This window comes from Natronorubrum sp. A-ect3, from assembly GCF_041821125.1.
Classification (GTDB): domain Archaea; phylum Halobacteriota; class Halobacteria; order Halobacteriales; family Natrialbaceae; genus Natronorubrum; species Natronorubrum bangense.
Map to the genome: position 1 here is coordinate 984,202 of NZ_JBGUBB010000002.1, position 12,430 is coordinate 996,631.

Below are 12,430 nucleotides of genomic sequence, written 5' to 3' on the forward strand. Positions count from 1 at the left end.
GACGCTGAGCAGCGACGTCAGTTCCAGGGTGCAAAGTCAGGATCGACTTCCCGACTCCGCTCCTCGATGCTGTCGATCGCGTCGATATCCTCTTGGTCTAACTCGAGTGTCAACGACGCCCAGTTGTCTTGGATGTGTGCCTCACTGGTCGCTTTCGGAATCGCAGTAATGCCCTTCTCGCGGAGCCAGGCGAGACTGACCTGGGCCTCGCTTGCGTCGTGTTTGGTCGCAATCTCCTGCATCACGGGCTGGTCGAACACCTGTCCGCGGGCCAGCGGGGAGTAGGCAACCAGTTCGACGTCGTGCTGTTCGCACGTTTTCTGAAGCTCCTGCTGGGGCAACATCGGATGCAGTTCGACCTGATTCGCCAGAATCGGCGCGTCACAGATCTCGATGGCTTCCTCGAGTTGCTCGGGTTCGAAGTTGCTCACCCCAACGTTCTCGATCAGTCCCTCGTCGTACAGCTCCGAGAACGCCTCGAGCGTGTCCTCGGGGTCGTACGTTCGGGCCGGCCAGTGGACGTACAGCAGGTCGACGTACTCGACACCGAGTCGGTCGAGACTCTCGCGGGCCGTCTCGAGGACGTCGTCGGACTCGAGGCTCGAGATCCAGATCTTGGTCGCGAGGAAGACCTTCTCGCGGTCGACGTCGGCGGCCGCAATCCCCTCGCCGACGGCGGCTTCGTTCTCGTATATCTGGGCGGTGTCGATGTGTCGATACCCCGTCTCGAGGGCCGTCCGAACGCTTTCGGCACACTGCTCGGGGTCTTCGTTCTGCCAGGTGCCGAGGCCGAGCATCGGCATCCCATCTGCGGTTGGACACGTTTCAGGAGCGGCAGCTGTGGCGTCTTCTGTTCCCATGGCCGGGAGAACGGCCAGCATGCGAAAAGGGATTTGGGTTGCGGCTAGTGGTTCGGTTTCCGTTCGTGGCGGCCGTGTATCGAGTCGCCCACACGGCCGATACGTAGCGCTCAAGACCGTCGCAACCCTCGTCAGAACCAGTGGCTCGAGACCTCGTCGTTGTCCTGTTGGCCGATCCGTTCGTCGTGATGAACACGATCGGGCTGGTCGCGTTCGCGCTCGTCGGTGCGACCAAGGCGATCAGAGAGGAGTTCGACCTGTTTGGGATCGCCGTCGTCGGGCTTGCGACGGCGTTTGCCGGCGGCGTCACGCGGGACTTACTCGTGAGCCGCCTTCCGTTGGCGCTTCGGTCGCTGGGAGAGATCAGCCTCGGCGTGGTCGGCATCGCTCTGGCGATCGGCCTCTATCACGCCCTCGAGTCCCCGGATGATCACCCGATCACGCTGGTTTCCGACGCCGTCGGCCTCGCCGCGTTCACGACGGCCGGAGCCATCGTCGCGACCGACACCGGCGTGTCGGCGTTCGGCGTCATCGCAATCGGGACGATCAACGCCGTCGGCGGCGGCGCACTCGCGGATATCCTGCTGGATCGCGCGCCGTTCATCTTGTTCGAGGACTTCTACGCGAGTTGTGCGGTGTTAGGAGCCAGTACCTACTGGCTGGTCGGGACCCTCGGCGCGAGCGGAAGCACTGCCGCGGCGATGTGTGCGGCCGTCACGGTCGGGACGCGACTGGCCGCCGTCACCTACGGCTGGCGGCTCCCGACGGCACAGACACTCGAGTCGGTCGGGAGCGACGTCGGCAAGCAGTAGTCGGCCGAAGTGGGCTCTCTCGAGTGACGAAGACGACCGGAACGAGTACAACAGTTTGATTGATATGTCCTCCACCCGATGGCACACGAGATGGACACGGATACCGAGCCGAGTGACGAGCCGGAATACACAGTCAATCGGAGTGTGGTTCGGGACGCAATCTTCGACGCAGTCGGCACCGTCGCGTTGCTCGGCTTTGCGCTTGTGTTCCTGTTTGTCGGCGTCCGTGGCTTCGTCGTCGGCTCGTCGCTGCCACTCAGCGCTGCGTTCGTCGCTGCCAGCCTGCTCGTAGCCGGGGCAGCGCTGGATCTCGTGCCACCGTTTCGCGGCTAAGTGGCCCACTCGGCTCCGAAAACGGATCTGCTACTGGTACATTCGCAGCGGCTGGGCCTGCGAACTTTCTTCCTGTCCGATCGCCTGCATCTGCTTGGCGAACGCCTCTCGTTTTGCTTTGATCTCCTCGGCTTGCTCGAGGAGTTCGTCAGTGTCGATTGAGACGTCGGCGATCGGTTCGACGGCATCTTCTAAGAGCACGCTCGCGGCTTCGGGATCGGGGAACTGCGGACTGCACTCGACGACGAGGCCGAAGCTGTCGTGTTCGCGGTGGGCTGCGCGGTTGATCAACGCCCCGGTCGGGCCGGTGATGACGCCGTCTTCGGGCGGGGCGTCGATGTCGTGGGTTGCGAGCGTCTCGCCGACGGTGCCGGTCGCGATCCCGTAGAGGTCCGGTTTCGTCTCGCGTTCTGCAGGAAAGCCGCTGAGATAGAGCGGCGTCGCGTCATGGTCGACGACCCAGCGTGTCACACAGTCGGCGACGTTGTTGACTGCAGCCGAAACGATCGGCACGTCGCTCTGGAGCGCCAGCAGATTATGTTCGTCGCTGACGTAGAGGCGAACCGGCGGGCGAGCGGTTCGGTCGCCGCTGCGGTAGACGCCGATCCGAGGGAGCCCCTCACAGTCGACGCTCGCGTAGTAACGCATCTCGAGTTGGTCGATGAGGTGGTCGGTCGCGAGCTTGCCAACAAGTCCCACGCCAGGGAAGCCTTCGACGAGCGTCGGCTCCTCGAGGTCCGGTTCTAGACCCTGTGTGCAAAGGCCAGTCATACGGAGAGATTCGAACGCAGCCCGCATAAAGACGATGACACGGGAGCTAACGGCGACGACACGCGGACCGACGCGACCGAGCTGGTCCGCTTTGCCTTCGAAACCCACAAACGCCGGGCGCTCGAATCTCGGTTCAATGGAGCCATTCGAGCGGTATCGACCGATTATCGACGATTTCGACGCGTTTCTCGCCGCGTGCGAGCGACCGCTCGGCAACGCCGTCCGCATCAATACGATCAAGGGGTCTGTCGAGCGAACGCTCGAGGCCTTAGATGAGGAGGGCGTCGCCTACGAACAGGCCGACTGGGACCCGCGCGTGGTGCGTCTCGAGACGGACTCGCCGGGGTCGACGTGGACGTCGTTTCACGGCCTGACCCACGGCCAAGAGGAGGTGTCGGCGGTGCCGCCGGTCGTCCTCGATCCCCAGCCCGGCGACCGCGTCTGGGACAGCTGTGCCGCCCCGGGCGGGAAGGCGACCCAACTCGCCGCACTGATGGACGACCGCGGAACCGTGGTCGCAAACGACAACAACCTCGGCCGGATCTCCGCGCTCCGATTCAACGCCGAACGACTCGGCGCGACGAGTCTGGCCGTAACCAACGCTGACGCCCGAACCTACTCGCTCAAGCGCTTTCCGTTCGACGAGTTCGATCGGGCGCTCGTCGACGCCCCCTGCTCGTGTGAAGGGACGATCCGGAAGAACCCCGACGCGCTCGACAACTGGAACGAAGGCCACATCAGCTCCGTCTCGGGCATCCAGAAAGGCATTCTCCGGCGGGCGGTCCAGGCCACACGCGAGGGCGGCACCGTCGTCTACTCGACGTGTACGTTCGCCCCCGAGGAGAACGAGGCCGTCGTCCAGCATGCCCTCGATAACGAGGCCTGTCGCGTCGTCGACTTCGACCTCGGCCTCGAGCACTCGCCGGGGCTGTCCGAGTGGGACGACGAGACGTTCGACGACGCACTCGAGCGCGCCGCCAGAATCTACCCACACCAGAACGACACCGGCGGCTTTTTCGTGGCGAAGCTGGAGGTGACTGCCGAATGAGCGACAACGACGGGCAGCGCTTCGATCGCCTCCCCGCGACGGCAGCGGAGCGAACCGTCGAGGGTCGGGCCAGCCGTAAGGAAGTGATCGACTACTTCGAGGACCGCTTTGGTATCTCGCCCGAGACGTTCGCCGACTACACGTTCTGGGAGAAAGGAGCCGGCAAGATCTGGATCTACGCAGGTGAGGCACCGACGCCGATCGAGATCGAAGCGATCGGGATGACCTGCCTCCGGACGCGACAGGAACACTGGAAGCCGACGACGGACTTCGTCCAGCGCTTCGGCCAGCACGCCACCGACTGCGTGATCGAACTCGACCGCGAGCAGGCACGAGCGTTCGCGGCGGGCGAGGATCAGGACCTCGAGTGGTGGGACGGCGACTGGGGGTATCTCATCGCCGCCCACGACGTGGCTGGGGACCTCGAGCCGCTCGGGATCGGCCTCTACGTCCACGGTGAACTGCGCTCGATGGTGCCGAAAGGCCGCCAGCGAGACATCTGAACGGCCGCCGCTCGAACATCGGCAGTATCGTTTTTCTTGCTGTTCGTAACGACGCAAGAACAGCCGAGAGACTATCGCTCACGGATCGTCCCGCCAGCCAACCCCTCCCACTCGACTCGGTACCCCAGTTCAGCGAGGGTCGCACTCGAGTCCCCGATGCCGACGTCCTCGAAGATGGCCTCAGCCTCCGAAAGCGCCATCCCGGCCCCGATCTCGTCGGCGAGTGCCTCGAGCACGGCTGGCCGAACGAGCGTCCGTCCGACCTGCTCGTGGTCGGGAAACGAGACGTCCGCGAGGGCGTCTTCGCTGACGCCGTGGCGGTTGGCCAGCGACTCGAGTGAGGTGACGTCGTCGTCCGGTCGCAGTTCCGCGGGAAGCGTAGCCGCGCTCTCGGCGACGAGCTGGCGTTCGTACTCCCGGAGCACGTCGGCAACGGCTTTCAGCCGAACCGTCCCCGAGTAGGGGATCGCTCGGAAGTCACGGGCGGCGATCTCCTCGCCGACGCCGAGTGACTCGTCGACGGCGACGATCAGTTCGACGTCCTCCAGGTCGGCCAGTTGAGCGAGTTTCTTCTCGACGTACTCGGGCGTCCAAAACCCCATAATCTCGAAGTAGACGCGGAAGTCGCTGTGTTGGTAATCGAACGCGAAATCGGGGATCATCACCCGCGTGCCCGTCGCGAGCGGCTCCGGTTCGCGCACGAGCTCCCACTCGAGGTCCAGATTCGAAAAGCGGGCGGCGAAGTCAGCCTCGACGCCGCTGTCGAACGAGACGCCCGCGACGGGGTCAGCGTCGGGAGCGCGGACAGGGTCGGCGTGGGAAAGCGAGAGCGTGCGCTCGGTCCCGCGGTCGTCGATCGTCGCCTCGAGCGACCACTCGTTGGCGTTCGTCACCGTCCGCAGGAGTCGTGCGAAACGGGTGCCGTACCGACGGCTCGCCCGGAAGAGGTTGGTTGGGCCGGTGACGACCACCTCGCGTTCGGCGATACCGGCGTGTTCGTCCTCGAGGCGACGAATCTCGTACATCAGCCGGAGGCGCTTGATCGCCGAAATCAGCGCTTTCGGATCGCTCGAGCGAACTCGCAGTTCGGTCGCGTCGAACAGCGCCGTCTGGGCCAGCGAGAGGTTGTACTGGGCGAGGAGGTTGTCAGGGTCCCATCGCGGTTCGAAGGCAGTGAGCACCTGTCGCTCCTCGAGGTCGGCGTACAGCGCTCGCTCGAGGGCGTCCGCAGAGCACGACAGCGACTCGCCGGCTCGGATGAGCGCCATGGTCCGGTCGTCCTCGCTGACGACATCGACCGCTTCGGCGGCCTCGAAGGCAGCTCGGCGGGCGCGTTCGGGATCGACTGCGGCGTCCGTCTCGAACGTCGCCTCGCGCTCGAGCAGCGCCGCGAACCCGCGGACGAGTTTGAAATCCGGGGCGTCCGCCTCGAGATCGGCGAGTGCGTCCTCGAGCACCGCCCGTGGTTCGCCGATGTGGCCCTGATACGTGCCAATGACACGGGCCGCCAGCGGCCGGTGTTCTCGGCCGGCGAACTGGGGATGGTAGCCGCCCCCGGCCCTCGAGACGCGCAGCAGGTCCTTCGTCAGCATGCCGAGGTGTCGGCGCGGGAGAGACAAAAGTGACCTGTTGCCCGGATGAGAACGCGTCGGAAATGTTGTTCGGAATCGGACCACGACAGGTGTGACTCGAGAACGAAACGCGGAACTGGCGCTTAGTCGTCGGCCGGATCGACGCGCTGTGGGGTCGGTTCGGGAACATCGGCGACGCCAGCCCCGTCCGCTGCAGTCACGAGCGTGACACCGACGATGACGATGAGACAGAGCGGCCAGACGAGGATTGGGAACAGATCGGGGGCCAGATAGAGGTTGCCGATCGAGGTGAGAAGTCCGGTGATGATGCCGGCGAGGACGGCTTCACCGGTCGTTCGTTCCCAGAACAGCAAGAACAACAGCGGGAGGCCGAACGTCGCGCCGAGGCCGACGTAGGCGAACTCGATAATCTCGAAGATCGTTCCGGGTCGGAGGAACGCGAGCGCGATTCCGCTGATGGCCAGCACGCCGATCACGCCACGACCGAGCAGGATGAGTTCGGTGTCGCTCGCTTCGGGGTCGATCCGTTCCTCGTAGAACCGCGTCAGATCCGACGAGGCCACGAGAAGCATCGAGTCGGACGTCGAGAGAATCGCAGAGATGATCGCAGCCAGCAGGATACCGGCGATGACCGCCGGGAAAAAGTCGACGATCGCCACCATTGCGACGCTTTCGGGGTCCTCAACGGAGCCGTAGATGATGCGACCAGCCATCCCAATAAGCAGCGGGACGGTCAGTCGAAGCGACTGGAAGGCGACGGCAATGGCGGCTGCGCCGCTCAGATGGCGTTCGGAGCGGATCGCCTGCAGGCGCATCAGCGAGTGGGGTTGGCCGATCGTCCCGAAGGCGAAGGTTACCCACGCAAGCGTTGCGATGAGCATCGCCTGCCCAGCGAGGCCAGCGTTGAGATCAAGCAACGCGGCGTCGTCGATCGCTGCGGCCTCGTTGATAAACACCGACCAGCCGCCGACCTCCATGATCATGAGCACGGGCAACGTCACCACGGCGACGAAGATGAGAATCCCCTGAAAGACGTCCGTCCAGATAGAGGCGTTGAAGCCGCCAAGGGTGGTGTAGAGACCGACGACGACGCCGCCGACGGCGACCGCGGCGAGATAATCGATTCCGACGCCGGTGTCCATCGCCTCGCCGACCGCGATGATCTGGGCGCCGATGTACGCACCCATGAAGACGAGAATCGACAGCGTTGCGACGACCCGAATGTAGAAACTGAGCCGTTCGTCTTCGACGGCAAGCGAGAGGTGGTCAGCGATCGTGATGCTCCCGAGGCTCTCGGACTGTCGGCGAAAGCGCGAGCCGACGTAACGGTACATGAAGACGACGATGAAGATCATCGTCACCGAAAACCAGAGCCCGTTGAGTCCCACGGTAAAGCCGACACCAACCCACGCGAAGAACGTCCAGCCACTTGCGACTGAGGACACTTCGGAGATGGCAATCGGCCACGTCCCGACATCTCGGTCCGCAAGCAGGTACTCCGAGAGTCGCTGTGTCTCGGTGGTGAAATAGAAGTAGAGTCCGATCGCGAGCAAGATCAGCAGGTAGACACCGAACGTCAGTTGCAGCGTCGCCATCGTTATCGCCTCCCGAGGACGGAGACATAGCCGTCGTTTCGTGTTCGATCGAGCCAGTACAGCGCAAGCGTTCCGACTGGAACCAGGAGCATCAGCAAGAGAGCGATCGTGCTCCCAGTTGGCAATCCGGATAGCATGCCCATCCATCACAGCCATTTCATTATATACGTACCGACTCGAGAACGTCGCTACGGTGCCCATACCTCACGTTGGGAGAGAAACAGGACTGAACAGACGGCGGTGTCACGCTCGCTCGAGCGGAAGGCAGACTGCGAGGACAGCACACTCACGCCGTGGAACTAAGTCGCGTTTCGTGGTGTCTGAGACCGTGCTGACCGATCACGAACGCGATTTCGATCGCTATCACGACCAGGGGTGGGCGGTCAGATGACCGACCTCGGCTACCACGCCTCTCACGAACAGTTCGCACCGAGTGCGCTCCTCGAGTACGTTCAACTCGCCGACGAGCACGGGTTCGACCACGCCCTTGCGTCGGATCACTTCCATCCCTGGAGCGAACAGCAGGGTGAATCCGGGTTCGTCTGGTCGTGGCTTGGCTCGGCACTCGAGGCGACCGAGCTAACGTTCGGGACGGTCAACGCACCCGGCTACCGCTATCATCCCGCGATCATCGCCCAGGGTGCGGCAACGCTGCGCGAACTGTACCCCGAGCGATTCTGGCTCGCCGTCGGCAGCGGCCAACTGCTGAACGAAGGCATCATGGGCACCGACTGGCCGGTCAAGCGCGAACGGAACGCCCGTCTCGAGGAGTGTGCCGAGATCATGCGGCGACTGTTCGAGGGCGAGGAGGTGACCCACCACGGCCGCGTCGACGTCGAGCAGGCCCAACTCTACTCCCGGCCCGAGACCGCACCGCCGCTGATCGGGGCTGCACTCTCCGAGGAGACGGCGGCGTGGCTCGGCGAGTGGGCCGACGGCATGATCACGATCGCCACTCCCGACCACGAGGCCGACGCCGCCCGCGTTGAGGCCTTTCGCGAAGCGGCACCCGAGAAACCGGTCTATCTCAAGGCCCAACACTCCTACGCCGAAAGCGACGCAGACGCACTCGAGGGTGCCCACGAGCAGTGGGGAGCGAACTGCATCCCGGGTCCCGTGACCCAGGAGCTTCGGACCCCCGAACAGTACGACGAACTCGCCGACCAGATCACCGCTGGAGAGGTCGAGGAGAACGTCCGCGTCTCTGCCGACCTCGACGACCACGTCGACTGGCTCGAGACCGACGGCGATCTCGACGTGGACAGGGTGTTCGTCCACAACGTGAACACGAATCAGACGTCGTTTATCAAGGCGTTCGGCGACGACGTGTTGCCGTCGTTCCAGTAGCGACGCAGTCTCTGATAGCGCGCTCGGGACGACGGAAACTGACCGACGAAATCCTGATGGCTGATGTTCGCCGCCTCGTGGCGCGAATTGACCATCCGTTCGCACCGCTACAGACGAATTCGTGTTACAACCAACACTCCGTATAGGGCCATCGAGGGAGAAACGGAGTTCTGTAAGAACGACGTTCTTATCTTCCGTTACCTACTCATAGCGTGCATGAATTCTCGACGTAGTTACACAGATCGTCCTCGACGGCGGCAGTTTCTCCAGCTAGCTGTCGTTGGAACGATCGGTGGGTTCGCTGGCTGTCTGGACGGATCCGACGACGAACCGACTGACGACGAGCCAACTGATGACGAACCGACCGACGACGAACCGACTGACGACGAGCCAACGAGCGAGCCGGAACTCCGAGACGTCCTCAACTGGGAATCGTCCTATGTGATGGAACTCGCCGTGCCACTAGGAAGCGGGACGATAACCGTATACGACGGTGACACGTACACCGCCTGGACAATCAACGGGGTGGAGATGGAAGCCTACAGAATCGGAACGGATGAGTACATCGTGGTAGACGAGGAGTGTTTCATCCCGACAGGGAGTTCGGACGAGGACATTTTCGAGCCAGAACGGCTCATAGACGAGTTTGGTTCTGTCACGGCAACAAAAGCGGAGCCCATCGACGGTCAGGACGTATACCGATTTGAAGTCGACGATGGATACCTGTACGTCCGTACTGACTCTGGCTACCCGATTCGATTCGAATCCAAGGACGCCAGTGGAGCCACCGACTTTCACTCGTGGGGAGAGCCGGATCCGATCTCGCCACCGGACATGGACTGTGTTGAACAGTAACAAGCGTCGCCCGCCGGCCTCCGTCCGATTTGCAGGCACGCGGATCGAGTGATTCGGCCAGTTCAATGGCAGTACCGAACTCCGTTCGCTGCATCCGTTCTCACACGCAGTTTGTGACCGGGCGCTCGAGAACTACGTGACGTGTCGGTTTCACAGCGAACGAGCGTCGCCACAGCTGTGATGCCGGTCGGTCGCCCAGTCCACGTCGCACTCGAGGAACGGCGGCCCCGGGCCCGTCAGGCGGGCACTTCTTTCGGACTCCGCTCCCAGTGGCGATGCTCTGCGATCGCGTCGACGAACGCCGCCGCGAACTCCTCGAGGTCGTCGCTTCGGCAGGTGATGACGCCAGCGTCCGACACGAGGTCGCCCTCGTCGGCGATCTCGGTGTTCGGCAGGTCGACCGCCTCGAGCAGTTCCGTTCCCTCGCCGACGGCGGCGATCGGCTTGTAGTGTTTGAACGCCTCGGCGACGAAGTGCTTCGGATCGCCTTGCTGGCCCATTGCGTCGACGCTCTCGCTGCCACCGGGGACGGCGATCGCGTCGAACGAGACCGAGGCCGCCGCGACGTGGTGTTTGTCGACTTCAATCGTCTCGCCGTCGGCTCCCGACTTCTCGCCGAGAACTTTCGAGACGACCTTGACTCGAGCACCTTCCTCCTCTAAGGCCGATCGAAGCGTCGAGACGTGCTCATCGTCGAACCCGTCGTCGAGCAGCAAAGCGATCTTGCGGGTCTCGATCGTGTCCGGGGTCCGGTTTTCCATGCTGAGCGACGGATCTTCCCTGTCGTGGGTCGGCATCTCCTCGCCGGGTTCGTCGGGCGGCTCGACGCCGATTCCCTCGGCGACGCGTTTGGCGAACTCATGGTCGACGTTGTTGAACAGGTCGTAGACCATCCGCTCGCGGATCTCCATGCGATCGACCTTCCCGAGCTCGAAGTGGGCGGCGTCGACGATGTTCTGCTGTTCGGGCTCGGACATGCTGTTCCAGAACAGCCGTGCCTGCGTGAAGTGGTCCTCGAAGCTATCGCTGCGATTGCGGATCTTTTCCCCGGAGATCTTCTCGGCGAAGTGCTCGTAGCCGCCTTCTTCTTCGGGGACTTCCTGCGGATCGTCGTCGCCGATCGAGTTCGGCTTGTAGGAGACCTCACCTTCGTTGATTTCCTGGCGCATGAAGCCGGCACGCTGGTTGTTGTGCCGCTCGGTGACGGGCCGGTTGATCGGGATCTCGTCCCAGTTGGCGCTGCCAAAGCGGTTGAGCTGGGTGTCCTGGTAGGAGAACAGCCGGCCCTGCAGCAGTGGGTCGTTCGAGAAGTCGATCCCTGGGACGACGTTGCCGGGGTGGAACGCGACCTGTTCGGTCTCGGCGAAGAAGTTGTCCGGCGTCTCGTTTAACACCATCTTGCCGATCGGCCGGACCGGAACTTCGGTCTCGGGAACGATCTTGGTCGGATCGAGGACGTCGAAGTCGAACTCCTCGGCCTGTTCCTCGTCGAAGATCTGGACGCCCAGTTCCCACTCGGGGTCGTACCCCTCCTCGATGACGTCGTAGAGGTCTTTCCGGTTGAAATCCGAGTCTTTGCCCCAGAGCTTCGTCGTCTCGTCCCAGACGAGCTGGTGGGTGCCGAGTTCTGGCGTCCAGTGGAACTTGACGAACACCGACTCGCCGTCGTCGTTGACTAGCCGGAAGGTGTGAACGCCGAAGCCCTGCATCATCCGGTAGGCCCGCGGCAGCGCTCGTCCCGAGAGCACCCACATGATCATGTGCGTGATCTCGGGTTTCAGCGAGGCGAAGTCCCAGAAGGTGTCGTGGGCCGCCGACGCCTGGGGCATCCCGTCGTCGGGTTCGGGTTTGATCGCGTGGACGAGGTCTGGAAACTCCATGGCGTCCTGAATGAAAAACGGCGGCATGTTGTTCCCGACGAGGTCCCAGTTACCCTCTTCCGTGTAGAACTTTGTCGCGAAGCCGCGGACGTCCCGGACGGTGTCGGACGATCCCCGCGAGCCCACGACCGTCGAGAACCGCACGAAGACGGGCGTCTTCTGGTCGGGATTCGTCAGCACCTTCGCTTTCGTCAGCTCCTCTATGTCGTCGTACTCGTCGCCGAGGTCGGGATCCTCGTAGGGCTGGAAGTAGCCGTGCGCGCCGGTGCCGCGGGCGTGGACGACCCGTTCCGGGATCGACTCGTGGTCGAACTGGGTCATCTTCTCCCGGAAATGGAAGTCCTCCATGATCGTCGGCCCGCGTTCGCCCGCTTTCAAGGAGTTGTCCGTATCACTCACTTTGACACCGTGGTCGGTCGTCAACTCCTCGCCCTCGGGATTCTCGCGGACCTCGTCGAGTTGCGCTTGCTTGCTATTCTCGGCGCTTTCATCCTCCTGATCATCACTGGTACCCGCTTGCGACTCCGAGTCGGATCGCGACTCTCCATCGTCACCGCCGTCGGCTCGCTCCTGTCGTTCCGGATCGTCGGCTGTCGCTTCCCGCTCCGATTGCTCGTCTCTCGCATCGGGTTGATTCGCTTTGCTGTCGGTTGACTTCGGCTGTTCGTCGTCTCGGTCGTCTGGATTTGAGTCGTTTGCTACCATAATTGAAATCCGTGGGGCCGCATGTCGTCGTTCGATAGCAGGTTCGATCCGTCGTCCGCGTCTCGAGAGCCATCGACGCTTGCGAAAGGTGACGCGACCGGCCTACTGCAGTATCCAGAACGAGCAGCG

12 protein-coding genes are annotated in these 12,430 nt (G+C 63.2%); 6 read left to right on the plus strand and 6 right to left on the minus strand.

Annotation, left to right across the window (positions count from 1 at the left end; all coding sequences use genetic code 11):
• Positions 1 to 17: 17 nt before the first annotated feature.
• Complete coding sequence (locus ACERJA_RS11590) at positions 18 to 860, minus strand: aldo/keto reductase (RefSeq protein WP_373608340.1); 843 nt, start codon at positions 858 to 860, stop codon at positions 18 to 20.
• A gap of 140 nt (positions 861 to 1,000) precedes the next feature.
• Between ACERJA_RS11590 and ACERJA_RS11595 the strand changes: the two genes are divergently transcribed.
• Positions 1,001 to 1,672 carry a trimeric intracellular cation channel family protein gene (locus tag ACERJA_RS11595; protein WP_373608342.1) on the plus strand — a complete coding sequence of 224 codons (672 nt, stop codon included), beginning with the start codon at positions 1,001 to 1,003 and terminating at the stop codon, positions 1,670 to 1,672.
• Between the two features lie 90 nt (positions 1,673 to 1,762).
• Positions 1,763 to 2,005, plus strand: coding sequence for a hypothetical protein (locus ACERJA_RS11600; RefSeq protein WP_373608343.1), 243 nt, complete (start codon positions 1,763 to 1,765; stop codon positions 2,003 to 2,005).
• Positions 2,006 to 2,035: 30 nt separating this feature from the next.
• Here ACERJA_RS11600 and ACERJA_RS11605 read toward each other — a convergent pair whose 3' ends face one another.
• A complete protein-coding gene (locus ACERJA_RS11605) occupies positions 2,036 to 2,776 on the minus strand; it encodes a proteasome assembly chaperone family protein (protein WP_373608344.1) in 741 nt (246 codons plus the stop codon).
• 136 nt (positions 2,777 to 2,912) lie between these two features.
• On the opposite strand from ACERJA_RS11605, the gene ACERJA_RS11610 reads away from it, so the two are divergent.
• Both ACERJA_RS11610 and ACERJA_RS11615 read left to right on the plus strand, forming a co-directional pair.
• The gene (locus tag ACERJA_RS11610; RefSeq protein WP_373608345.1) at positions 2,913 to 3,824 is read left to right on the plus strand and encodes an RsmB/NOP family class I SAM-dependent RNA methyltransferase; all 912 of its coding nucleotides are present in this window, start codon (positions 2,913 to 2,915) and stop codon (positions 3,822 to 3,824) included.
• Entirely contained in the window at positions 3,821 to 4,327 is a 507-nt protein-coding gene (locus tag ACERJA_RS11615) for a hypothetical protein (RefSeq protein WP_373608346.1), read from the plus strand. Before ACERJA_RS11610 ends, ACERJA_RS11615 begins: the two co-directional genes overlap by 4 nt.
• Positions 4,328 to 4,398: 71 nt before the next feature.
• On the opposite strand, the gene ACERJA_RS11620 is transcribed toward ACERJA_RS11615, so the two are convergent.
• The 3 genes from ACERJA_RS11620 to ACERJA_RS11630 form a co-directional block, all read right to left on the minus strand.
• Complete coding sequence (locus tag ACERJA_RS11620) at positions 4,399 to 5,919, minus strand: DUF790 family protein (protein ID WP_373608347.1); 1,521 nt, start codon at positions 5,917 to 5,919, stop codon at positions 4,399 to 4,401.
• Positions 5,920 to 6,041: 122 nt separating this feature from the next.
• Entirely contained in the window at positions 6,042 to 7,514 is a 1,473-nt protein-coding gene (locus ACERJA_RS11625) for a sodium/proline symporter (protein ID WP_373608348.1), read from the minus strand.
• 2 nt (positions 7,515 to 7,516) lie between these two features.
• Positions 7,517 to 7,651 carry a hypothetical protein gene (locus ACERJA_RS11630; RefSeq protein WP_373608349.1) on the minus strand — a complete coding sequence of 45 codons (135 nt, stop codon included), beginning with the start codon at positions 7,649 to 7,651 and terminating at the stop codon, positions 7,517 to 7,519.
• Between the two features lie 250 nt (positions 7,652 to 7,901).
• On the opposite strand from ACERJA_RS11630, the gene ACERJA_RS11635 reads away from it, so the two are divergent.
• Both ACERJA_RS11635 and ACERJA_RS11640 read left to right on the plus strand, forming a co-directional pair.
• Complete coding sequence (locus ACERJA_RS11635) at positions 7,902 to 8,861, plus strand: TIGR03885 family FMN-dependent LLM class oxidoreductase (RefSeq protein ID WP_373608350.1); 960 nt, start codon at positions 7,902 to 7,904, stop codon at positions 8,859 to 8,861.
• Positions 8,862 to 9,077: 216 nt separating this feature from the next.
• Positions 9,078 to 9,716, plus strand: coding sequence for a hypothetical protein (locus tag ACERJA_RS11640; RefSeq protein WP_373608352.1), 639 nt, complete (start codon positions 9,078 to 9,080; stop codon positions 9,714 to 9,716).
• A 236-nt stretch (positions 9,717 to 9,952) separates the two neighbouring features.
• Here the strand turns inward: ACERJA_RS11640 and ACERJA_RS11645 are convergent, their stop codons facing one another.
• Positions 9,953 to 12,301 carry a catalase gene (locus ACERJA_RS11645; protein ID WP_373608353.1) on the minus strand — a complete coding sequence of 783 codons (2,349 nt, stop codon included), beginning with the start codon at positions 12,299 to 12,301 and terminating at the stop codon, positions 9,953 to 9,955.
• Between the last annotated feature and the right edge of the window lie 129 nt (positions 12,302 to 12,430).